Source organism: Bradyrhizobium sp. WYCCWR 12699, from assembly GCF_032144035.1.
Classification (GTDB): domain Bacteria; phylum Pseudomonadota; class Alphaproteobacteria; order Rhizobiales; family Xanthobacteraceae; genus Bradyrhizobium.
Genome location: NZ_JAVTJN010000030.1, coordinates 484,369 through 506,796, shown reverse-complemented (window position 1 = coordinate 506,796; position 22,428 = coordinate 484,369). Strand labels below are relative to the sequence as shown.

Genomic DNA, 22,428 nt, shown 5'->3' with positions numbered 1-22,428 from the left:
TGTTTAAGGCCCGGTTACCCCGGCGTTAACGCGTGATTAGGAGGTGAGGCATTCGCACCCCGCAGTTCCGCATCCTCGGCGGCAAAGCTAGGATCGTCGGCATCAAGAAGAGGGAGCGCTCATGGGCCATATCGATCCGACCAAGGAGACTTTTGCGCAGTTCCGGGAGAACGACCGTCCCGGCCCAATCCATATGCTCAACCTGGTGCGGTTGCGGAAAGAGGCGGCCTATCCGGACGGACGCAAGGCGAGCGGCGCGGAAGCCTACGCGGCCTATGGGCGCGAGAGCGGCCCGGTGTTCGAACGCCTCGGCGGCCGCATCGTCTGGCAGGGCAGGTTCGAGCTGATGCTGATCGGCCCGCAGGACGAACGCTGGGACCATTGCTTCATCGCGGAGTATCCGAGCGTCGCCGCCTTCGTCGAGATGATCCGCGACCCCGTTTATCGCGAGGCGGTGAAGCACAGGCAGGCCGCGGTGGAGGATTCCCGCCTGATCCGGCACGCGGTGCTGCCCGTGGGGAAGAATTTTGGCGAGATCCCGGCGTGAATGCCGTTGGACCGATCTCTCGCGGTCGTCATGGCCGGGCTTGACCCGGCCATCCACGACTTCCTTTCGCGCCTCTAAGAACGTGGATGCCCGGGGACAAGCCCGGGCATGACGTCGTTGAGGCCGCGTTCTTGAGAACTAACCTGCCGGACCCGCATCCTCCAGGATCGGGCCGAACAGCTCCCAGCGCTCGCCGTTGAACTTCATCATCTGAAGCTGCTTGTTGACGCGGTAGTCGGTCGGCGACGTATTGGCCTTGATGCCGGGCAGCGACAGGTCGAGTTCAACGTCCTTCAGGCTGGTGGCGACCTTCATGACGTTCTCGCGAGTCAGGTTGTCGCCGCATTTCTGGAGCACGTAGGCCATCAACTGCGAGGTCGAGTAGCCGTAGCTGTTGAAGCTCGAATCCTTGTCGCCGTCCGGATAGTACTTGGCCATGAACTCGAAATATTTCTTCATGCCCGGATCATCCTTCCAGCTCGGATCGAGCGGATCCTTGCCATAGTTGACGCTGATCACGCCCTTGGATGCTTCAAGTCCAGCGGGCTTCATCACGGCGCCGACCGAAGTGGCGTTGATGTCGAGAATATGCACGGGGTGCCAGTCGAGCTCGGCGATCTTCTTGATCGCCTGCGCGGCCTGCTTCGGCGTCGTGGCGCTGAAGAACAAATCGGCGCCTGCCGACTTGATCTTGAGGATCTGTGAATCGACGGTGGGATCGGACACTTCGTACGAAGCTTCCGCGACGATCATGCTGGAGGCCTTGTCTCCAAGCCCGGCCTTGATGCCGTTCAGATAGTCTTTTCCGAGATCGTCGTTCTGGTAGAGGACGCCGACCTTGGCGTTCGGATGATTCTTGATGATGTACTGGCCGTAGATGCGGCCTTCGACGAAGTAGTTGGGATTGAAGCCCATCGTCCAGGGGAAGTTCTTGGGGTCGGTGAACTTCGATGCGCCAGTGGCCGCGAAGAGTTGCGGCACCTTCTTGGCGTTGAGATATTTCTGCACGGCAGCGTTCGAGGGGGTGCCGAGAAGCTGGAAGGTCAGCAGCACCTCGTCGCTCTCGACCAGCTTGCGCACCTGCTCCACGGCCTTCGGGGGCGAATAGGCGTCGTCATACTGGATCAGGTTGATCTTGCGGCCGTTGATGCCGCCCTGATCGTTGATCATCTTGAAGTAAGCGGCCTGGGTCTTGCCGATCGTGGCATAAGCGGAGGCGGGACCGCTGAACGGGTTGGTCTGACCGATCTTGATTTCGGTGTCCGACGCGCCGGGGTCATATTTCTTCTGGGCATTGGCCGACGAGACCGACAGCGCCAAAGCGAGCGCCGTGCCAGTGACCAGATGCAAAAATCCGTTCCTCATTCGCAATTTCCTCGGTTTGTTATCGCGGACGATCTTTCCATCGCCCCGTCGGCGGCGGACGTCATCGCTGGGCGGGAGTGTGGCGGAGGCTCTGCTGCGACGCAAGATTACATGCTGGTCACGAAAGTGACTTTAGTCGAACCGACGCTGGGACCTTCAGGTATGGTTGACGACGCGGCCAGCCGTGGAAAGCAGGACGCCCGCACCCCGGGGAGGGCGAGCGTCCGTTACGTGCTCTGTCCGGGCAGAGGCGAGGTATCCGGGTCTCGCTAGCCCGACGGTCCCGTGTCCTCGATGATCGGTCCGAACAGCTCCCAGCGTTCGCCGTTGAACTTCATCATCTGCATCTGCTTGTTGACGCGGAAGTCGTTCGGCCCGGTGTTGATCTTGATGCCGGGGAGCGCGAAGCTCGGCGTGAAGTTCTTGATGTTGGCGACCTGCTTCATGATGTTCTCACGCGTCAGGTCGTCGCCGCATTGCTTCAGGACCTGCACCAGCAACTCCGCCACCGAATAGGCATAGGTGTTGACGGTGTTGAGCTTGTCGCCTTCCGGGAAGTACTTGTCCATGAAGGCGAAGAAGGCCTTCACGCCGGGATCGTCCTTCCACTGCGGATCGCTCGGCTCCTTGCCGTATTGGGTCGAGATGATGCCCTTGGAGATGTCGAGGCCGGCCGGCTTCAGCGTCGCCGAGATCGGGCTCGCATTGATGTCGAGGATGTGCACCGGCGTCCAGCCGAGGTCGGCCAACTTCTTGATCGCCTGCGCCGCGAATTTCGGCGTCGAGGCATCGAAGAACACGTCGACACCCATCGACTTCAGCTTGACCACCTGGGAGTCGACGGTCGGGTCGGTGACCTCGTAGGAGACTTCGCCGACGATCATGTTGGCCTTGTCGCCGAGGCCGCTCTTGAGGCCCGCGAGATAGTCGCGGCCCATGTCGTCGTTCTGGTAGAGCACGCCGATCTTGGCGTTCGGATGCTCCTTGAGAATGTACTTGGCGTAGATCCGTCCCTCGGACACGTAATTGGGATTGTAGGCGATGGTCCAGGGATAGTTCTGCGGATCGTTGAAGCGCGCCGCGCCGGTCGAGGCCAGCAACTGCGGGACCTTCTTGCCGTTCAGATATTTCTGCACGGCCGCGTTCGCCGCGGTGCCGATCAGCTGGAAGGTGAACAGCACCTCGTCGCCCTCGACCAGCTTGCGCACCTGCTCGACCGTTTTCGGCGGCGAATAAGCGTCGTCATACTGGATCAGGTTGATCTTGCGGCCGTTGATGCCGCCCTGATCGTTGATCATCTTGAAATAGGCGGCCTGGGTCTTGCCGATATTGGCGTAGACGGAATAGGGGCCGGAGAACGGCACGGTCTGGCCGATCTTGATCTCTGTGTCGCTCGCCCCGGTGTCGTATTTCTTCTGCGCGAAGGCCTGGCTTACAAAGGCCTGGTTCGCGGAGAACGCGACGGCGAGCGCCGCCGTGGCAGCTAGAAAGGCTCTGCGATTATTCATGTGGGTGTTCCTCCAGACGGAATTTTCCGCCGATGGTCTTTTTCCGCTGATTGCAACGGTCGCCATCGCTGCCGAAGATTGTGGAGGAAGGTTCGCCGCCGCGCAAGGATCGCGGCGCTGCGCCGTAGCGTCTCAGGCCAGAAGCTAAGCCAGGAACAACGCCGCCAGCGCGATCGCCGCCGGCAGCGCCTGCACCATCAGGATGCGGCTGCTGACGGTCGCGGCGCCATAGGCGCCGGCCACGATCACGCAAAGCAGGAAGAACGCCTTGATCTGGAACGCGAAGGCCGGGTTGCCGTGGACGAGACCCCAGATCAGTCCGGCCGCGAGGAAGCCGTTATAGAGACCTTGATTGGCGGCCAGCACCTTCGTGATCTCGGCCTTCTCAGGCGTGTTGCGAAACACCTTCAGGCCCTGTGGCTTGTCCCAGAGAAACATCTCCAGGGTCAGGAAGAAGACGTGCAGCGCGGCGACCAGCGCCACCAGGACATTGGCGATCAGAATCAAGGTGAGCTCCCCCAAAGCGTCAGCTTTCGGGTGGACGTTACCACGGCCGGCATGGCAAGTGCGATGGGCGTGTTTCGTTGCAATGGTGCCGCAATGGCCAGTCGGTCAACCAAATCCTCAGTCAGCTTCGGCCTCGATCGCCTGACGACGCCGATCGGCACCGCGCTGCTCGTCACCGACGCGGAAGGCGCGCTGCGCGCGCTGGATTGGGATGATTACGAGCACCGGATGCGAGAGCTCCTGCGCCTGCACTACGGCGTGGTGGAGCTGCGTGACCGGCCTGCGCCCGTTTCCATGCGGACGGCGCTGTCAGGCTATTTCGACGGCGATCTCGGCCAGCTCTCGGTCATCGCATGGCGCATCGCCGGCACCCCGTTCCAGCAGAAGGTCTGGACCGCGCTCGCGCAAATCCCTGCGGGCACCACGATGAGCTATGGCGCACTCGCCACAAAGATCGACCTGCCCAAAGCAATTCGCGCCGTCGGCCATGCCAACGGCTCCAATCCGATCAGCGTGGTGCTGCCATGTCATCGGCTGATCGGCGCGGATGGTTCGCTGGTGAAGTATGGCGGCGGGCTCGAACGCAAACGCTGGCTGCTGCGGCACGAGGGGGTGAAGATTCGGGAGTCCCTTTGAGAACGAGCGATCGTCGGGCGATCTCTTGGATGTTCTCCCCTTATGCCGAACTCGTCAGATTTCCGACGTCATCACCTTCTGCACGATCTTCCATGTTCCATTCACCTTTAAGCACGACAACAGGTCCGTGAAGGAACGCGGCGGAATTTGCAGTTTCACCTTCAAGAGCGCGAGCTCCCTCTCGACATCTATCGACACGATCTGATCATCGCGCTCGCAGCCCTGTTGCTTCGGAGCCTTCATGTTGCGGACTACTGCCAGCCAGGCCGCAATCGGCGTCACGCCGACATTGCCGTCCTCGGCGACCTTCGTCACGGAACTCGAGGGGTGGAAGATGGACGCAAATTTCTCAGCATCCATTTCATAGGCAGCATCGAAATAGGTCTGCGCCAGGGAGCGCAAGGCAGAAACGTCCGTGTCCATGGTCTTCCTTGAGGTTGTCGTGCCGAACTCATTCATGCGGCTCGGTCGGCTGTGCTGAGCCTGGACCTGCCCTGCGTTCAGGAAGGCTGCTGCAAGTCGTCTCGTTGCCCGCAAAGACCTACGGCAAAGTGGCTTATGAAACTAGACACCTTGCTTGGCATAGGCTCGTGAGCAATATTCATGAACGATGACCAACGAAATGAACGAACTCGCCGCGTTTGCGGTCGTAGCCAACGAACGAAGCTTTACACGCGCTGCGATAAAGCTCGGTGTATCCCAATCTGCCTTGAGCCATACAATCCGGAGACTCGAGCAACGGCTAGAGTTGAAGCTGCTCGCCCGAACAACTAAGAGCGTTGCGCCGACCGCCGCCGGGGCAGCCCTTTTGGAAGATTTGTCTCCGGCCCTCGAGCAAATTCGTCAGGCCCTCGACAAGGCCCGTAGCGTTCGGCGTCGGCCCCAAGGCCGCCTTCGAATCGTGATGTCGCGATCGGCCGCCGTGATGGTCTTATTGCCGCGGCTGAGAGCTTTTGCTGAGGCCTACCCTGACATCGTTCTGGACATTGTCACCGTCACTGGTCCCGTGGATCTTGTGGCGGGCGAGTTCGATGCCGGTATTCAGCTTGGCGAGTACATCCAAAAGGACATGATCGCGGTTCGTCTCACGCCCGACCTGCGGCTGGCGGTCGTAGGTTCGCCGCGATATTTCGCTTCACGACGCATTCCCGAAAATCCAAAGGACCTTAACGATCATCGGTGCATTACCTTGCGTCTTGCGAGCGGTCCATATCGATGGGAGTTCGAGCAGGGTCGAAAGTCGGTCACGATCAACGTGAACGGCCCGCTGATCATTGACGATACTCACCTGGTGATCCAGGCAGCGCTCGCCGGGGTTGGTGTCGGACTCGCCTATGAGGAGCAGGTCGCCGGGTATGTTGCGCAGCGCCGCCTTATCAGGGTGCTGGAGGACTGGACGCCGCCAATTCCCGGCTTCTTCATGTACTATCCCAGTCGTCAGCATCAACCGGCTGCATTGTCTGCGCTGGTGAACGCGCTACGACTTTCCGGACAGAGGTCGGCGCGATGATCAGCAGAGGGGAAAAGCCGTGGCCTGCCGGCCTCTTCCCCTCTCAATCCGGGCCGCACCGCGGCCAGTCCGGACATGAGGAAAACTCACGCCGCCGGCGCCGCAACCGCCTTGTCGCCGGCCATCACATGGGTCAGTGCGCTCTTGATCGCGGCCTGGCGTGTCGGTGCGCTGATCTGGGCGCCGAGGAGGTCGGTGACGTAGAACACGTCGCGCGCGCGCTCGCCGAAGGTCGCGACGTGGGCTGAAGCAATGTTGAGGTTGAGCTTGGAGATCGCGGTGGTCAGCTCGTAGAGCAGGCCGGGCCGGTCGAGGCCCGAGACCTCGATCACGGTGTAGCGGTCGGACCATTGGTTGTTGATGGTCACTTCCGGCTCGATCACGAAGGGTTTTGCCTTGCTGCGCACGGTGCGGCGGGCCACCACCTCGGGCAGACGCAGCTTGCCTTCCAGCACGTCCTCGATCATCTCGCCGATGCGGGTGGCGCGCCGTCCCTCGTCCTCGTCGCGGTCATATTCCCGGGAGATCGAGATCGTGTCGAGCGCGCGGCCGTCGGTCGTGGTGTAGATCTGGGCATCGACGATGTTGGCGCCGGCCGAAGCGCAGGCGCCCGCGATGATCGACAGCAGCCAGGGATGGTCGGCCGCGAAGATCGTGAGCTCGGTGACGCCGCGCACCTCGTCGAAGCCGACATTGATCGCGAGCTTGTGGCCGGCCTGCTCGCTGGAGCGGACGAAGCGCGCGTGGCGGATTTTTCGCGGCAGCTCGACCTTGAGCCAATAGGCCGGATAGTGCCGGCCGATATAGGCGTCGAGCTCCTCCGCCGGCCATTCTGCGAAGGCCATGCGGAATTCTGCGTGGGCGGACGCAAGACGTTTGCCCCGGTCGACCTCCGAGAAGCCGCCTGTGAGCACCGGCTCGGTCTCATAATACAGTGAGCGCAGCAGCTGCGCCTTCCAGCCGTTCCACACGCCCGGACCGACGCCGCGAATGTCCGCGGTGGTCAGGATCGTCAGGAGCTTCATCTGCTCGACCGACTGCACCACTGCTGCGAAATTCTCGATGGTCTTGCGATCCGAGAGGTCGCGCGACTGCGCGACCGTGGACATCGTCAGATGCTCCTCGATCAGCCAGGCGATGAGCTCGGTGTCGGCCGGGCTGAAGCCGAGCCGCGGGCAGAGCCGGCGCGCGACCTTGGCGCCGGCGATCGAGTGGTCCTCCGGCCGGCCCTTGGCGACGTCATGCAGCAGCGTGGCGATATAGATCACCGCGCGGTGCTCGGGCCGCGTCTTGCGCATGAGGTCGCTGGCGAGCGTGAACTCCTCGACGCCGCCGCGCTCGATGTCCTGGAGGAAGCCGATGCAGCGGATCAGATGCTCGTCGACGGTGTAGTGATGATACATGTTGAACTGCATCATCGAGACGATCTTGCCGAAGGCGCGGATGAAGTGGCCGAGCACGCCGGTCTCGTTCATCCGCCGCAGCACGATCTCGGCGTTGTCCGAGGTCAGGATCTCCATGAACAGCCGGTTGGCCTCGGGATTTTCACGCATTTGCGCATTGATCAGGCCGAGCGAGCGCGTGACGTCGCGCATCGCATCCGGATGGAAGGCGAGGTTGTTCTTCTGCGCGAGCCGGAAGATCCGGATCAGATTGACCGGATCGTGCTTGAAGACATCCGGGGCTGCGACGTTGATGCGGTTGTTGTCGACGATGAAGTCGTCGCTGTCGGGGACGCGCCGCTTCGCCGCGGTCGGCCGCAGCCGCGCCATCATCCGGCTCAGCACCGGCGCGGGCTTGGCCTGCTGGTCCTCGAGCTTGGCGCAGAGGATGGCGGTGAGGTTGCCGACCTCCTTGGCGACAAGGAAGTAGTGCTTCATGAAGCGCTCGACGTCCTGCATGCCGGGATGCGAGGTGTAGCCGAGCCGTACCGCGATCTCGCGCTGGAGGTCGAAGGAGAGGCGCTCTTCGGCGCGGCCAGAGTAGAAATGCAGATTGCAGCGCACCGACCACAGGAAGTCGGCGCAGCGGCGGAAGCTGCGATATTCCTGCGCGTCGAACACCCCGCGCTCGACCAATTCGTCGGTGTCGCGCACGCGGTAGACGTATTTGGCGATCCAGAACAGCGTGTGCAGGTCGCGCAAGGCGCCCTTGCCGTCCTTGACATTGGGCTCGACCAGATAGCGCGACTGGCCGCCGCGCCGATGGCGCTCCTCGCGCTCGGCGAGCTTTGCGGTGACGAATTCCGACGCGGTGCCCTGCACCACCTCCTTGTCGAAGCGCGCGACCAGCTCGTCGTAGAGCGGCTTGTCGCCGGTCAGGAAGCGGGTCTCCAGGATGGCGGTGCGGATCGTCATGTCGCCACGTGCCTGCCGGATCGATTCGTCCACCGAGCGCGTGGCGTGGCCGACCTTCAGCCCCATGTCCCACAGGCAGTAGAGGATGGCTTCGGCGACCTGCTCGCCCCAGGCGGTCTGCTTGTAGGGCAGGATGAACAAGAGATCGATGTCGGATTCGGGCGCCATCAGGCCGCGGCCGTAGCCGCCGGTCGCGACCACCGCCATGCGCTCGGCGCCGCTCGGGATCGGCGAACGGTAGAGATGACGGGTCGCCGCCGAATACAGGATGCGGATGATCTCGTCCTGGACGTGACAGAGCCGCTCCGCGCAGCGGCGGCCGTGGCGGTCCTTCAGGAGGATGTCCTGTGCCGCGGCGCGCGCCGCGATCAGCTCGGCCTTGAGCAATTGCGCCATGGCCGTGCGGAACGCGTCTTCGCGTCCCCCATGCTTTTCGACAAGCGCATTGATGGCGGCGGTGATCCGCGCAGTGTCGAAACGCTCGTCCACCTCGGCCTTGTGCTCAGTCGCGACGCTGTCCATGCCTCACCGGATATAAGAGGTGACAGGCGCTGTCACCCGCCATTCTCTGGCAATAGTCGTTCCATGCTGGAAAGCGGCGGCTTCGGGCAAATCTGTTCTCGGCCGGCGGGCTTTCAAGGGGCGGATTTTCTCGTTGATTTCTAGATTTAACTCATTGAAAAACAATGAAGTTTTGGAGGAGGCTGGGCATGACTGGGATGACACGACGCATTCTGCTGGCGGGCGCTATTGCGCTCGCGGTGGCGCCTGCGGCAAAGGCGGCGGATCCGCTCAAGGAAATCCGCATCGACTGGGCGACCTACAACCCGGTGTCGATGGTCCTGAAGCAGAAGGGCCTCTTGGAGAAGGAGTTCGCCAAGGACGGGATCACCATCACCTGGGTGCAGTCGGCCGGCTCCAACAAGGCGCTCGAATTCCTCAATGCCGGCTCGATCGATTTCGGCTCGACCGCGGGCTCTGCGGCGCTGGTGGCCAAGATCAACGGCAACCCGATCAAGTCGATCTACGTCTATTCGCGCCCTGAGTGGACCGCGCTGGTGACGGGCAAGGATTCCAAGATCGCTGGCGTTGCCGATCTCAAGGGCAAGCGCGTCGCGGTGACGCGCGGCACCGATCCGCACATCTTCCTGGTCCGCGCGCTGCTCAGCGCCGGCCTCACCGAAAAGGACATCACGCCGGTGCTGCTGCAGCATGCCGACGGCAAAACCGCGCTGATCCGCGGCGACGTGGACGCCTGGGCCGGCCTCGATCCGATGATGGCGCAGGCCGAGGTCGAGGAAGGCGCAAAGCTGTTCTATCGCAAGGCGGACGCCAACACCTGGGGCATCCTCAATGTGCGCGAGCAGTTCTTGAAGGATCATCCGGACGCCGCCCGCCGCGTGCTTGCGGTCTACGAGGAGGCGCGAAAGTACTCGCTGGCCAATTACGACGAGCTGAAGAAGACCTTCATCGCCGTCACCAAGCTTCCCGAGGCCGTCGTCGACAAGCAGCTCAAGGAGCGCACCGAGCTCACCCATAGCCGCATCGGCGCACCCCAGCGCGAGTCGATCCTCGCCGCCGGCCTCGCCCTGCAGCAGGCCGGCGTCGTCGATGCCAAGGTCGACGTGAAGGCGGCGCTGGATGCGTTGATCGACGATCAGGTGCCGTTGCCGACGAATTGAGGTGCTCTTTCCCTCTCCCCTTGTGGGGGAGGGTGCCTCGCGAAGCGAGGCGGGTGAGGGGTATCTTTCTTCACGGTCAGTATTGCGAGCGGAGAGAACCCCCGGCGCTTCGCGCCACCTTCTCCCACTCCCACAAGAGGAGAAGGGAAAAGCAGCGGAGGGCGCTGCAAGAGTAGTGTTGCAATCTCGCGGAAGACGCGCTTCCTAACGGCCATGATCTCCGACGCACCAGTCTTGCAACAGACATCGGAACCAGCCGAAAGCGCCGCCGCGCCGTCTCGGCTCGCCCGCTATGCACGGCCGATGCTGGGTGTGTTGCTGCCGCTCGCCCTCGCGCTCGGTTGGGAGTTCCTGGTCTGGCTCGGCTGGTCCAACGGCCGGCTGGTGCCGCCGCCCTCGCGCGTGTTTGCCACCATCGCCGAGCTTGCCCGTTCCGGTGAGCTGGTCCGCCACATCACCGCGACGCTGTGGCGCGTCGCGCTCGGCTTCGCCTTCGGCGTGGTCGCGGGCACGGTGCTCGGCGCCATCTCCGGCTATTGGTCGCTGGCGCGGCGGCTTCTTGATCCCACCGTACAAGCCTTGCGCGCGATCCCCTCGCTGGCCTGGGTGCCGCTGTTCATTCTCTGGCTCGGCATTTTCGAGACCTCGAAGATCGCGCTGATCGCGGTCGGCGTGTTCTTCCCGGTCTATCTCGGCGTGATGGGCGCGATCCTCTCGGTGGACCGCAAGATCGTCGAGGTCGGCCGCACGTTCCGCCTGTCCGGGCCGGCCATGATCCGCCGCATCCTGCTGCCTGCGGTGCTGCCGGCTTATGTCGTGTCCTTGCGGGTCGGTCTCGGCCTCGGCTGGATGTTCGTGGTCGCCGCCGAGCTGATCGGCGCCTCGGAAGGCCTCGGCTATCTCCTGCTCGACGGCCAGCAGCTCGGCAAGCCCGCGCAGATCCTCGCCGCGATCGTGATCTTCGCCATTCTCGGCAAGCTCACGGATTGGCTGATCGAGATTGCAGCCGCGCCGTTCCTGCGCTGGCAGGACGCCTTCGGGCGTGCCAAAGAAACTTGACAAGGGGGCGTAACGCGATGCTGGCGCTCGACCGGGTCAGCAAGACCTATCCCAACGGCGTGCATGCGCTGGCGCGCTTTTCCGCCGAGATCAAGCAGGGCGAGATCATCGCCATCATCGGCGGCTCCGGCTGCGGCAAGTCCACTTTGCTGCGCGCCATTGCCGGTCTCGACCGCGCCAGCTCGGGCACGGTGAGCCTCGACAACGAGGCGATCTCTTCGCCGCACGCCAAGATCGGCATCATCTTCCAGGAGCCGCGGCTGCTGTCCTGGCTCAGCGTGGCCGACAATATCGGGTTTGGCCTTGCCGACCTGCCTGCGGTCGAGCGGCGCCAGAAGGTCGCGCGCGCGCTCGAGCGCGTCGGCCTCGCCGAGAAGGCGCAGGCCTGGCCGCGCGAGCTGTCGGGCGGGCAGGCCCAACGCGTCGCGATCGCACGCGCGCTGGTGCCGCAGCCGGAGGTGCTCCTGCTCGACGAGCCGTTCTCGGCGCTGGATGCCTTCACCCGCCGCGACCTTCAGGATCATCTGCTCGACCTCTGGGCCGACACGCGACCGACGCTGATCCTCGTCACGCATGACGTCGACGAGGCCGTGGTGCTGGCTGACCGCGTGCTGGTGATGCGGCCGCGGCCGGGCCGGCTGTTCGACCAGATCGAGATCAATCTCGGCCGCCCGCGCGACCGCAATTCGCCGCTGTTCGAGACTTTCAAGCGAAGTGTGCTGACGTCACTCGACCGGTCGCTCGACCGCAACGTGCCCGACCGTGACGCAACCCAGGGTCCCGGTCAGGCCATGTGGTGGTGACAATTTCTCTCTGAGCCGGTACATCGAGGGGCAATTCTTCCGGGAGAGAACAAGATGGACGCCGCCCAACTGCGCCAGATGCAGGCTCCGATCAAGGAGCGCTACAAGACCGATCCCAAGACCGCGCTGATCACACTGAAGGCCAAGGGCTCGACCGACAGCGAGGGCATCGCCTGCAAGGTCGAGACCGGCCGCGCCATCGCGCTTGCTGGCCTGCATCCGGCCACCGGCGGCTCCGGCCTCGAGCTCTGCTCCGGCGACATGCTGCTCGAAGCCTTGGTCGCCTGTGCCGGCGTCACCCTGAAATCGGTTGCGACCGCGATCGAGGTGCCGCTCAGGGCCGGCAATGTCTATGCCGAGGGCGATCTCGATTTCCGCGGCACGCTCGGCGTCGACAAGGAGACCCCTGTCGGCTTCGCCGAGATCCGCTTGCGCTTCGAGGTCGACACCGACGCGCCGCAGGACAAGCTCGATCTCCTGCTCAAGCTCACCGAGCGCTATTGCGTGGTCTATCAGACCATCAAGAACGGCCCGAAGGTCTCGGTGTCGATGCAGCGGATGTGAGGCGAGGGTCGTAACCCGATCATTGGTGTCGTCCCGGGGCGCGCCGCTTGGCGTGAGCCCGGGACCCATAATCCCAGGCCGTCGCGATTTCAGACGGTTGTTGCTCCAGCTCTTAAACCACGCCGGCCTGTGGTTATGGATTCCTGGCTCGCGCTTCGCGCGCCCGGAAATGACAGATAGAATGTCCCCCGACATCCACTTCATCCTCTTCCTTCTTCTGCGCATGGCGATCGCGGCGACCTTCGTCGTGACGGCGTCGATCATCACCGAGCGGTCGGGACCGGTGATCGGCGCGCTGGTCGCGACCCTGCCGATCTCGGCCGGTCCTTCCTACGTCTTTCTCGCGCTCGACCACGACGCCGCCTTCATCGCGCAAGGCTCGCTCGCGAGTCTTCCGATCAATGCGGCGACGATCTTCATGTGCCTCACTTACGTCGTGCTGGCGCAGCGGCATAGCCTTCTGGTGAGTTGCGGCAGTGCGGTCGCGGTCTGGATCGTGCTGGCCTCCATCATCCGTCAGTTCGACTGGTCGCTCACCGCGGGGCTCGCCGCGAACCTGATCGCCTTCGGCATCTGCATTCCCCTGCTGGCCGGCTACCGCCACGTGAAGATGCCGCTGGTGACGCGCCGCTGGTATGACGTGCCGATGCGAGCTGCACTGGTGGCGACCCTCGTCGCCATCGTGGTCTCGACCTCGGGCTGGGTCGGTCCCCGCATCAGCGGCATCATCGCGCTGTATCCCGTGGTGTTCTCCAGCATCATGGTGATCCTGCATCCGCGGATCGGCGGCCCGCCGACCGCCGCCGTGCTCGCCAACTCCGCCTGGGGCCTGCTCGGATTCGGCACGGCGATCGCCGTTCTACACGTTGCGGTCGTGTCATTCGGCTCGGCCGTCGGCCTGTGCCTCGCGCTCGGCACGTGTATCGCCTGGAACCTGACGCTGTGGGCGATCGGCCGGCGAGCAATGCACAAGGCGCGACGACAGCCGTGAGACTACGGACATGCGCGACACCCCGTCGCGAAAAGTCGTTCCGGCGTGCCCGATTGGCGATGCCGCATCTTCGCAAGCCATTGAATGAGATGCGTCATTTCAAGTCGTGACGCCGGCCGGGACCGACTGCTACACGAGCGGAGGCCGTTCCACTTCCCGCTGATTTCCGACACTTCTATTAGAACTTTGTTCGAGCTTTTCCCTTACGAATAATAATGCTTACCCGCTTCCGGCGTCATCGGCGCGGACGCGCCCGAGCTGCATCCGAGTGCAGGGACTCGCGCTAATTGCAATTCGAGTGCGGCTGTTTCGCCGCGAGAGTCGCTTCCCCCAAGAGCTGTCCACGTCATTTCGAGATGGAGATTCTTTGATGTTCGGTCGCAAGTCCCAGATTGATGCGCAAGCGCGGCTCGATGCGATCGGCCGCTCCCAGGCCATGATCGAATTCAATCTGGATGGCACGATCATCACGGCCAACAAGAACTTCCTCGACGCCCTCGGCTATCAGCTTGGCGAGATCCAGGGCAAGCATCACTCCATGTTCGTGCCGGCCGACCAGCGCGACAGCGCCGAGTACAAGGCGTTCTGGGCCGCGCTGAACCGTGGCGAGAGTCAGGCGCGCGAGTTCAAGCGGATCGCGAAAGGCGGCCGCGAAGTCTGGATCGAGGCAGCCTACAATCCGGTACTCGACGGCAATGGCAAGACGGTGATGGTCGCCAAGATCGCGACCGACATCACCGCGAAGAAGATGCGGAGCATGACCGATGCTTCGAAGATCGCCGCCATCGGCCGCGCCCAGGCCGTGATCGAGTTCAGGCTCGACGGCACCATCGTCACCGCCAACGAGAATTTCTGCAAGGCGCTCGGCTATTCGTTGTCCGAGATCGAGGGCAAGCATCATAGCCTGTTCGTGGCCGAGACCGACCGCAACAGCGCGGCCTATCGTGAATTCTGGGCCGCGCTCAACCGCGGCGACTACCAGGCCGGCGAGTTCAAGCGCATCGGCAAGGGCGGCAAGGAGGTGTGGATTCTCGCGTCCTACAATCCGCTGCTCGACGAGGCGGGCAAGCCCTACGGCGTCGTCAAGTTCGCGACCGACGTGACTGCCGAGAAGCTGAAAAACGCGGATCTCGCCGGTCAGATCGCGGCGATCGACAAGGCGCAGGCCGTGATCGAGTTCAACATGGACGGCACGATCATCACCGCGAACGCCAACTTCCTCGGCGCGCTCGGTTACTCGCTGGCCGAGATCAAGGGCAAGCATCACAGCATGTTCGTCGAGCCCAGCGAGCGCGACGGCTCTGCCTATCGCGAATTCTGGGCGGCGCTCAACCGCGGTCAGTACCAGGCGGCCGAATACAAGCGCATCGGCAAGGGCGGCAAGGAGGTCTACATCCAGGCGTCCTACAATCCGATCCTCGATCTCAATGCCAAGCCGTTCAAGGTCGTCAAATATGCCACCGACGTCACCAAGCAGGTGCTGGTCCGGATGGGCAACGAGCGCGTGCGCGGCATGATGGAATCGGTCGCGGCGGGTTCGGAGGAGCTGAACGCCTCGGTGCGGGAGATCTCCGAGGCGATGACCAAATCCCGCGAGACCGCGATGAGCGCGGTGGACCAGGTCGCCTCCGCCGACGCGCAGGCGCAGCGCCTCACCGAGGCTGCGCAGTCGATGAGCGGCATCGTCGAGATGATCAACAGCATCACCGGCCAGATCAACCTGCTCGCGCTCAACGCCACGATCGAATCCGCCCGGGCCGGTGAAGCCGGCCGCGGCTTTGCCGTGGTCGCCTCCGAAGTGAAGAGCCTTGCCAACCAGGCCAAGCAGGCGACCGACAAGATCGGCCAGGAGATCGGCAGCCTCAATGGTATCTCCGGCGATGTCGTCAGCGCGCTCGGCTCGATCAAGCAGGCGATCAACAATGTCAGCGAATACGTAACATCGACCGCGGCCGCCGTCGAGGAGCAGAGCACGGTGACGAACGAGATGTCGACCAGCATGCAGCGCGCCGCGGCCGAAGCGGCCGCGATCGCGGCGAGGGCGTAGTTTCCCTCGAGTCATCCCGGGGCGATCCGCAGCATCGAACTATGGTGCGCAATTGCGCAGCTGAGAAACTCGTGATTCCCCGGTGCGCAATTGCGCACCTGGGGTCTGGTCCTCCGGACCATCCCGGAATGACCGTTCCTTTCACTGCTTCGGCAGCTTGGCCTTCAGCGCATAGAGCGCATCGAGCGCCTCGCGCGGCGACATCTCGTCCGGGTGCAGCGCCTTCACCGCTTCCATCAGCAACTCGGTCTCGCTCGGCGGCGCGGCTTCCGCCGCGGCGCGCGAGGGCACGGCGAACAGCGGCAGATCGTCCACCAGCGCGCGTGCGGTCTGGCCGCGGTCCTGCGCCTCCAGCTTGGAGAGCACGGATTTCGCGCGCGTGATCACCGCGGACGGCAGGCCGGCGAGTTTTGCGACCTGGATGCCGTAGGAGCGGTCGGCCGAGCCCGGCAGCACCTCGTGCAGGAACACGACATTGCCCTGCCACTCCTTCACTTGCACGGTGGCATTGAACATCCGCGGCAGCTTGGCCGAGAGCGCGGTCAGCTCGTGATAATGCGTCGCGAACAGCGTGCGGCAGCGGTTACTCTCGTGCAGATGCTCGATCGCGGCCCAGGCGATCGAGAGGCCGTCGAACGTCGCGGTGCCGCGACCGATCTCGTCGAGGATCACGAGCGAACGCTCGCCGGCCTGGTTCAGGATCGCCGCGGTCTCGACCATCTCCACCATGAAGGTGGAGCGGCCGCGCGCGAGATCGTCGGCGGCGCCGACGCGCGAGAACAGGCGGTCGATGATGCCGATCCGCGCGCGCGCCGCCGGCACGAAGCTGCCGATTTGAGCAAGAAGGGCAATGAGCGCATTCTGGCGCAAGAACGTCGATTTGCCGGCCATGTTGGGACCGGTGAGCAGCCAGAGCTGGCCGGACTTCTGGCCAGGCGCCGGTGACAGATCGCACGCATTGGCGATGAACGGCTCGCCATTGCGCTTCAGGGCTTGCTCGACCACGGGGTGGCGGCCGGCTTCGATCGCAAAGCCGAGGGAGTCGTCGACGTCGGGTCGCACATAGTGATCGTCGACCGCGAGTTTGGCGAGCGACGTTGCAACGTCGAGCAAGGCGAACGCATGGGCGGCGGCGCGCAGATCGTCGCTGATCGCCATGGCCTTCGCGGACAGGCGCTCGAAAATCTCGAGCTCCAGTCCAAGGGCACGATCGCCGGCATTGGCGATCTTGGCCTCGATCTCCCCTAGTTCCGACGTGGTGAAGCGCACCTGCCCCGCCAGCGTCTGGCGGTGGATGAAGGTCGCGTTCAGCGGCGCCGACATCAGCTTGTCGCCGTGCTGTGCGGTGACCTCAACGAAATAGCCGAGCACGTTGTTGTGGCGAATCTTGAGGCCTTTGACGGCGGTCGCGTCGGCGTAGCGAGCCTGCATCGAGGCCACCACCAGGCGCGAGGCGTCGCGCAGGTTTCGCGCCTCGTCGAGGGCGGGCTCATAGCCCTGTCGGACGAAGCCGCCGTCACGCTTGATCAGCGGCAGCTGCTCGTCGAGCGCGCTGGCAAATTCGGCCGCCAGCTCGCGCGACGGCCTTTGCAGCGCCGCCATCACTGCGGCGATCTCCTGCGGCGGCTGGTCGAGCTCACCGAGCCGCGCCAGCACCTGGTCCGCGGCGATGATGCCGTCGCGGATGCCGGCGAGATCGCGCGGTCCGCCGCGGCCGACCGAGAGACGGGCCAGCGATCGCGACATGTCGGGCGCGCCGCGCAAGATGCTGCGGATGTCTTCGCGCGCCGCCGGGTCTGTAACGAAGGCGCTGACCGCATCCAACCGCCGCGCGATCGCGGGCGCATCGGTCAGCGGCGCCGCCAGCCGCTGCGCCAGCAGGCGCGAGCCGGCCGAGGTCACGGTGCAGTCGATCGCGTCGAGCAGCGAGCCGCGACGTTCGCCGGCAAGCGTCCGCGTCAGCTCGAGATTGGCGCGGGTGGCGGGATCGATCGCCATGGTCGCGCCCGAGGCTTCACGCGCGGGCGGCGACAGCGGCGGATGCTTGCCGACCTGGGTGCGGTCGACATAGGTGACGGCTGCTGCTGCCGCCGTGGCTTCGAGCCGCGTCAGCTGCGCCAGCCCGTCCATGGTCGCGACCGCAAAATAATCGCACAACCGCTTCTCGGCGGTGGCGCCGTCGAAGACATCGCGGGTCAGCGGCGTCACGGCCGGCAGCTCGCGCAGGGTCTGTCCGAGCTCGCTGTCGTTATAGAGTGCGTCGGTGACGATCGCCTCGTTCGGATTGATGCGCGCCAGCGTCGCGGCGAGCTCGCCGCCCGAACATTCCGTGACCATGAATTCGGCGGTCGAGATGTCGATCCAGGCAAGGCCGAAGCGATCGCCGCCGCCGGAGGCGCGGGCGCGCGCGATCGCGAGCAGGTAATTGTTGGCACGCGCGTCGAGCAGATTGTCTTCGGTCAACGTGCCCGGCGTGACCAGCCGGACCACGCCGCGGCGGACCACGCTCTTGTTGCCGCGCGCTTTCGCAGCGGCGGGATCCTCGGTCTGCTCGCAGACCGCGACGCGGTGGCCGGCCGAGATCAGGCGGTGCAGGTAATCCTCGGAGCGCTCGACCGGCACGCCGCACATCGGGATGTCGGCGCCCTGGTGCTTGCCGCGCTTGGTCAAGACGATGCCGAGCGTCCGGGAGGCGATCTCGGCGTCCTCGAAGAACAATTCGTAGAAATCGCCCATCCGGTAGAACAGCAAGAGACCTTGGTGCGCCGCCTTGATCTCCAGGTACTGTTCCATCATCGGCGTGACGCGCGCGGCGGCTTCCGCCGGCGCTGCGGGCGCTTCGTCGGCGGGCGGGACGGGTATCGGCTGTTGCATCGTCATGGGCGGCGCAACCTACAAAATTTCGGCACCTGCTCCTATCGCTTTGGCCGCTAGGAGCGGGTTTTCCACGTTGTCCGCATTGCGGCATGCGTGGCCGGCGTGCAGCCCCCTCGGAACACGCGTGTATCAGTCAATTGACCTGCCGCGGGCGCCCTCCTAAAACTCCGCCGACATTGAAGAAATTGGGCCGAACCGCGGCATTCAGGGAGAACAACGATGCGTGACGTCTTTATTTGCGATGCCGTGCGGACCCCGATCGGCCGCTTCGGCGGCTCGCTCGCCAAGGTGCGCGCCGACGATCTCGCCGCCGCCCCGATCAAGGCGCTGATGGCCAAGCATCCCAATCTCGACTGGGCGCAGGTGGACGAAGTCTTCTTCGGCTGCGCCAACCAGGCCGGCGAGGACAACCGCAACGTCGCGCGCATGGCGCTGCTGCTCGCGGGCCTGCCGGATTCGGTTCCCGGCCAGACCCTGAACCGCCTCTGTGCCTCCGGCCTCGATGCGGTCGGTGCCGCGGGCCGCGCCATCCGCTCCGGCGAGATCGAGCTCGCCATTGCCGGCGGCGTCGAGTCGATGACCCGCGCGCCCTTCGTGATGGGCAAGGCGCAGGAGGCCTTCTCGCGCTCGGCCGAGATCTTCGACACCACGATCGGCTGGCGCTTCATCAATCCGCTGCTGAAGGCGCAGTACGGCGTCGATGCCATGCCGGAGACCGGCGAGAACGTTGCCGAGGAATTCCAGGTCTCGCGCGCCGACCAGGACGCCTTCGCCATCCGCTCGCAGCAGCGCGCCGGCAAGGCGATCGCGGCGGGTTATTTCGCGGAGGAAATCACGCCCATCACGATTCCTGGCGGCAAAGCCGGTCCTGTTACGGTCGACAAGGACGAGCATCCGCGTCCCGAGACCACGCTGGAAGGTCTGGCAAAACTGAAGCCGATCGTGCGCAATCCCGGCACGGTGACGGCCGGCAACGCCTCGGGCGTCAACGACGGAGCTGCCGCGATGATCCTGGCCTCAGAGGCTGCGGTGAAGAAGCACGGCCTGACGCCGCGCGCGCGCATCCTCGGCCTGGCCTCGGCCGGCGTGCCGCCGCGCATCATGGGCATCGGCCCGGTGCCCGCGACCCGCAAGCTGATGGAGCGCCTCGGCAAGAAGATCAGCGATTTCGACCTGATCGAGCTCAACGAGGCCTTCGCCTCGCAGGGCATCGCCTGCATGCGCCAGCTCGGCGTCGCCGATGACGCCGATTTCGTCAATCCGCATGGCGGCGCCATCGCGCTCGGCCACCCCCTCGGCATGAGCGGCGCGCGCCTCGCGCTCACCGCGGTGCACGGCATGGAAAAGCGCGGCGGCAAGCTGGCGCTCGCCACCATGTGCGTCGGCGTCGGCCAGGGCGTCGCGGTCGCGATCGAGAAGCTGAACTGACCGAACGCTTCGCGTTCGGTCATCCCGGAGCCGCCCGATGAGGACGGAGTCCGGGATCTCGAGATTCCCCGGTGCGCAATTGCGCACCTGGGGTTTGGTCCTTCGGACCACCCCGGAATGGCTGGGAGAGATTGGCGCCATGATCATCGAGCGCGAGCAGGACGTCACGGCTGCTGCACTGGCGGTGATGGAGCGGACCTCCGATCCGCGCATGCGCCAGATCATGCTCTCTCTGGTCAAGCATCTGCATGCCTTCGTCCGCGACGTCCGCCTGACCGAGAAGGAGTTTCGCGACGCCACGGCCGTTATCGCCGAGCTCGGCAAGCTCTCGACCGACACGCACAACGAAGTCGTGCTGATGGCAGGCTCGCTCGGCGTTTCCTCCCTGGTGTGCCTGCTCAACAATGGCGATCAGGGCAATACCGAAACCGATCAATCGCTGCTCGGGCCGTTCTGGCGGCTGAACTCGCCGCGGGTCGAGAATGGCGGGTCGATCGTGCGCTCCGAGACCCCCGGCGTGCCGCTGTTTGTGAACGGCCGTGTCGTCGACAAGGACGGCCGTCCCGTTGCCGGCGCCGAGGTCGATGTCTGGCACGCCTCGCCCGTCGGCCTCTACGAGAACCAGGATCCTGAGCAGGCCGACATGAACCTGCGCGGCAAGTTCACGACCGACCAGGACGGGCGCTTCTCCTTCCGCTCGGTGATGATGGTCGGCTATCCCATCCCGACCAATGGCGTGGTCGGCCGCTTGCTGGCCGCGCAGGGCCGGCATCCCTATCGACCCGCGCATCTGCACGCCCTGATCTTCAAGCCCGGATTCAAGACGCTGATCTCGCAGGTCTACGACCCCGCCGACCCGCATATCGACAGTGACGTGCAGTTCGGCGTGACGCGGGCGCTGATCGGCAAGTTCCACCGCCATGAATCGCCGCATCCGGCAGTGCCTGATGTTGCCGCGCCCTGGTATTCGCTCGAGCACACCTATCGGCTCGAAGCCGGCGAGGCCACGCTGCCGCGGCCGCCGATCAAATAGGCAACCCAGGCCAAGTCCGGCGCGCGGGCGGGCCGCGAAACCGGCTTCCCCAAATTAGTTATGTCATATAATGATTGGCGGAAGCGTTGACCGGCCGGACCGAGAATGGCCGGGGAGGAGTTCGCCAATGACATTCATCTATCCGACCGACAGCAACAAGGCGCATCCGCTGCCGCTGTCGCCCGACTACAAGAGCTCGATCAAGCGCGCGCCGAACAAGCCCTTGATCCCGATGCGTCATACGCTGTCGGAGCTGACCGGACCGGTCTACGGCCATGAGACCGTGCGCGGGGGCGACAGCGATCTGACCACGCAGCATGCCGGTGAGCCGATCGGCGAGCGCATCATCGTTCACGGCCATGTGCGCGATGAGGACGGCCGGGGCGTACCGAGCTCATTGGTCGAGATCTGGCAGGCCAATTCCTGCGGCCGTTACGTCCATGTCCGCGACCAGCATCCGGCGCCGCTCGATCCGAACTTCACCGGCGCGGGCCGCACGGTGAGCGACGCCTCCGGCTATTATCGTTTCGTGACGATCAAGCCCGGCGCCTATCCCTGGGGCAATCACCACAATGCCTGGCGTCCCGCGCACATCCATCTGTCGGTGTTCGGCCATTCCTTCGTCACGCGCCTAGTGACGCAGATGTACTTCCCGGCCGATCCGCTGTTTCCGTTCGACCCGATCTTCAACTCGGTGCCGGACGAGAAGGCGCGGGCGCGCATGGTCTCGTCCTTCGACCTCGAGAATACCCAGCCCGAATGGGCGCTGTGCTACCGCTTTGACATCGTGCTGCGCGGCAAGAACGCCACCCCCATGGAGAACCATTAAGTGCAACAGTCTGGGAAGCCTGATGGGATCACGCCATCGCAGACCGTCGGCCCGTTCTTCAAATACGGCCTGACGCCGACCGGCGAGTACGCCTGGAACGACGCGTTCATCAACTCGACGCTGACCCCCGACGTCACGGGCGATCGCGTCCGTATCGAAGGTCGCGTGTTCGACGGCGATGGCGTCGCGGTGCCGGATTGCATGCTGGAGATCTGGCAGGCGGACGCGCAGGGCCGCTTTGCCGACCCGCAGGACAAGCGTGCGCTGCCGAATGCGAGCTTCCGTGGCTTTGCCCGTTGCGGCACCGACAAGGACGGCAATTACGCATTCGAGACCGTCAAGCCGGGCGCGGTGCCGGATCCCGACGGCAAGCCGCAGGCGCCGCACATTCTGCTTGCGGTGTTCGGTCGCGGCATGCTGCGGCATCTCTACACCCGCATCTATTTCAGCGACGAGGCCGGCAATGCCGCCGATCCCGTGCTGGCGCTGGTGCCCGCCGATCGGCGCGCCACGATCACCGCCGTGCGGGAGGCCGGCAAGCCGGTGTATCGGCTCGATCTGCGGCTGCAGGGCGACAACGAGACGGTGTTCTTCGACGTGTGAAGGCAATACGTGCCGGGGAGGTTGCTCCTCGGCACGTCTTCCTCGTTCGGCGCATCGAAGCCGACGCCGGGTCGCGCCGGGC

Annotated in this window: 19 protein-coding genes; 13 read left to right on the top strand and 6 right to left on the bottom strand. The window is 64.4% G+C overall.

What is annotated here, in order from left to right; all coding sequences use genetic code 11:
- Window positions 1-121: 121 nt before the first annotated feature.
- Window positions 122-547, top strand: a complete 426-nt coding sequence (locus RPS27_RS13150; RefSeq protein WP_212064956.1) for a DUF1330 domain-containing protein — start codon at window positions 122-124, stop codon at window positions 545-547.
- A 138-nt stretch (window positions 548-685) separates the two neighbouring features.
- Here the strand turns inward: RPS27_RS13150 and RPS27_RS13145 are convergent, their stop codons facing one another.
- The 3 genes from RPS27_RS13145 to RPS27_RS13135 form a co-directional block, all read right to left on the bottom strand.
- Window positions 686-1,912, bottom strand: a complete 1,227-nt coding sequence (locus RPS27_RS13145) for an ABC transporter substrate-binding protein (RefSeq protein WP_212064957.1) — start codon at window positions 1,910-1,912, stop codon at window positions 686-688.
- 269 nt (window positions 1,913-2,181) lie between these two features.
- Complete coding sequence (locus tag RPS27_RS13140) at window positions 2,182-3,420, bottom strand: ABC transporter substrate-binding protein (protein WP_212064958.1); 1,239 nt, start codon at window positions 3,418-3,420, stop codon at window positions 2,182-2,184.
- Window positions 3,421-3,564: 144 nt separating this feature from the next.
- On the bottom strand, window positions 3,565-3,921 hold the full coding sequence (locus RPS27_RS13135) for a DUF1304 domain-containing protein (protein WP_313754090.1): 357 nt from the start codon (window positions 3,919-3,921) through the stop codon (window positions 3,565-3,567).
- 99 nt (window positions 3,922-4,020) lie between these two features.
- On the opposite strand from RPS27_RS13135, the gene RPS27_RS13130 reads away from it, so the two are divergent.
- Window positions 4,021-4,563 carry a methylated-DNA--[protein]-cysteine S-methyltransferase gene (locus tag RPS27_RS13130; protein WP_212064959.1) on the top strand — a complete coding sequence of 181 codons (543 nt, stop codon included), beginning with the start codon at window positions 4,021-4,023 and terminating at the stop codon, window positions 4,561-4,563.
- Window positions 4,564-4,617: 54 nt separating this feature from the next.
- On the opposite strand, the gene RPS27_RS13125 is transcribed toward RPS27_RS13130, so the two are convergent.
- Window positions 4,618-4,986 carry a nuclear transport factor 2 family protein gene (locus RPS27_RS13125; RefSeq protein WP_194405044.1) on the bottom strand — a complete coding sequence of 123 codons (369 nt, stop codon included), beginning with the start codon at window positions 4,984-4,986 and terminating at the stop codon, window positions 4,618-4,620.
- Window positions 4,987-5,173: 187 nt separating this feature from the next.
- Here RPS27_RS13125 and RPS27_RS13120 point away from each other — a divergent pair, with 187 nt between their 5' ends.
- Window positions 5,174-6,073: a LysR family transcriptional regulator gene (locus RPS27_RS13120; RefSeq protein ID WP_211415396.1), complete on the top strand. Its 900-nt coding sequence runs from the start codon at window positions 5,174-5,176 to the stop codon at window positions 6,071-6,073.
- 86 nt (window positions 6,074-6,159) lie between these two features.
- Here RPS27_RS13120 and RPS27_RS13115 read toward each other — a convergent pair whose 3' ends face one another.
- Window positions 6,160-8,952, bottom strand: a complete 2,793-nt coding sequence (locus RPS27_RS13115) for a [protein-PII] uridylyltransferase (RefSeq protein WP_212064960.1) — start codon at window positions 8,950-8,952, stop codon at window positions 6,160-6,162.
- A gap of 188 nt (window positions 8,953-9,140) precedes the next feature.
- Between RPS27_RS13115 and RPS27_RS13110 the strand changes: the two genes are divergently transcribed.
- The 6 genes from RPS27_RS13110 to RPS27_RS13085 all read left to right on the top strand — a co-directional run bounded on the left by RPS27_RS13110 (window position 9,141) and on the right by RPS27_RS13085 (window position 15,576).
- Window positions 9,141-10,112 carry an aliphatic sulfonate ABC transporter substrate-binding protein gene (locus RPS27_RS13110; protein WP_212064961.1) on the top strand — a complete coding sequence of 324 codons (972 nt, stop codon included), beginning with the start codon at window positions 9,141-9,143 and terminating at the stop codon, window positions 10,110-10,112.
- Between the two features lie 213 nt (window positions 10,113-10,325).
- On the top strand, window positions 10,326-11,171 hold the full coding sequence (locus RPS27_RS13105; protein ID WP_212064962.1) for an ABC transporter permease: 846 nt from the start codon (window positions 10,326-10,328) through the stop codon (window positions 11,169-11,171).
- Between the two features lie 17 nt (window positions 11,172-11,188).
- On the top strand, window positions 11,189-11,974 hold the full coding sequence (locus tag RPS27_RS13100) for an ABC transporter ATP-binding protein (protein WP_212064963.1): 786 nt from the start codon (window positions 11,189-11,191) through the stop codon (window positions 11,972-11,974).
- 54 nt (window positions 11,975-12,028) lie between these two features.
- Window positions 12,029-12,538 (top strand): OsmC family protein, encoded by a 510-nt coding sequence (locus tag RPS27_RS13095; protein ID WP_212064964.1) that lies wholly within the window; start codon window positions 12,029-12,031, stop codon window positions 12,536-12,538.
- A gap of 181 nt (window positions 12,539-12,719) precedes the next feature.
- Complete coding sequence (locus RPS27_RS13090) at window positions 12,720-13,529, top strand: hypothetical protein (RefSeq protein WP_212064965.1); 810 nt, start codon at window positions 12,720-12,722, stop codon at window positions 13,527-13,529.
- A gap of 370 nt (window positions 13,530-13,899) precedes the next feature.
- Window positions 13,900-15,576 carry a PAS domain-containing methyl-accepting chemotaxis protein gene (locus tag RPS27_RS13085; protein WP_212064966.1) on the top strand — a complete coding sequence of 559 codons (1,677 nt, stop codon included), beginning with the start codon at window positions 13,900-13,902 and terminating at the stop codon, window positions 15,574-15,576.
- Between the two features lie 141 nt (window positions 15,577-15,717).
- On the opposite strand, the gene mutS is transcribed toward RPS27_RS13085, so the two are convergent.
- The gene (mutS, locus tag RPS27_RS13080; protein WP_212064967.1) at window positions 15,718-18,456 is read right to left on the bottom strand and encodes a DNA mismatch repair protein MutS; all 2,739 of its coding nucleotides are present in this window, start codon (window positions 18,454-18,456) and stop codon (window positions 15,718-15,720) included.
- Between the two features lie 216 nt (window positions 18,457-18,672).
- Here mutS and pcaF point away from each other — a divergent pair, with 216 nt between their 5' ends.
- From pcaF to pcaG, 4 genes are all read left to right on the top strand, one after another.
- Window positions 18,673-19,881 (top strand): 3-oxoadipyl-CoA thiolase, encoded by a 1,209-nt coding sequence (gene pcaF / locus RPS27_RS13075; RefSeq protein WP_212064968.1) that lies wholly within the window; start codon window positions 18,673-18,675, stop codon window positions 19,879-19,881.
- Window positions 19,882-20,020: 139 nt separating this feature from the next.
- Window positions 20,021-20,914, top strand: coding sequence for a dioxygenase (locus RPS27_RS13070; RefSeq protein ID WP_212064969.1), 894 nt, complete (start codon window positions 20,021-20,023; stop codon window positions 20,912-20,914).
- Window positions 20,915-21,041: 127 nt separating this feature from the next.
- Window positions 21,042-21,743, top strand: coding sequence for a protocatechuate 3,4-dioxygenase subunit beta (pcaH, locus tag RPS27_RS13065; protein ID WP_212064970.1), 702 nt, complete (start codon window positions 21,042-21,044; stop codon window positions 21,741-21,743).
- Entirely contained in the window at window positions 21,744-22,346 is a 603-nt protein-coding gene (gene pcaG / locus RPS27_RS13060) for a protocatechuate 3,4-dioxygenase subunit alpha (protein WP_212064971.1), read from the top strand. It abuts the gene before it with no gap.
- Window positions 22,347-22,428 lie beyond the last annotated feature (82 nt).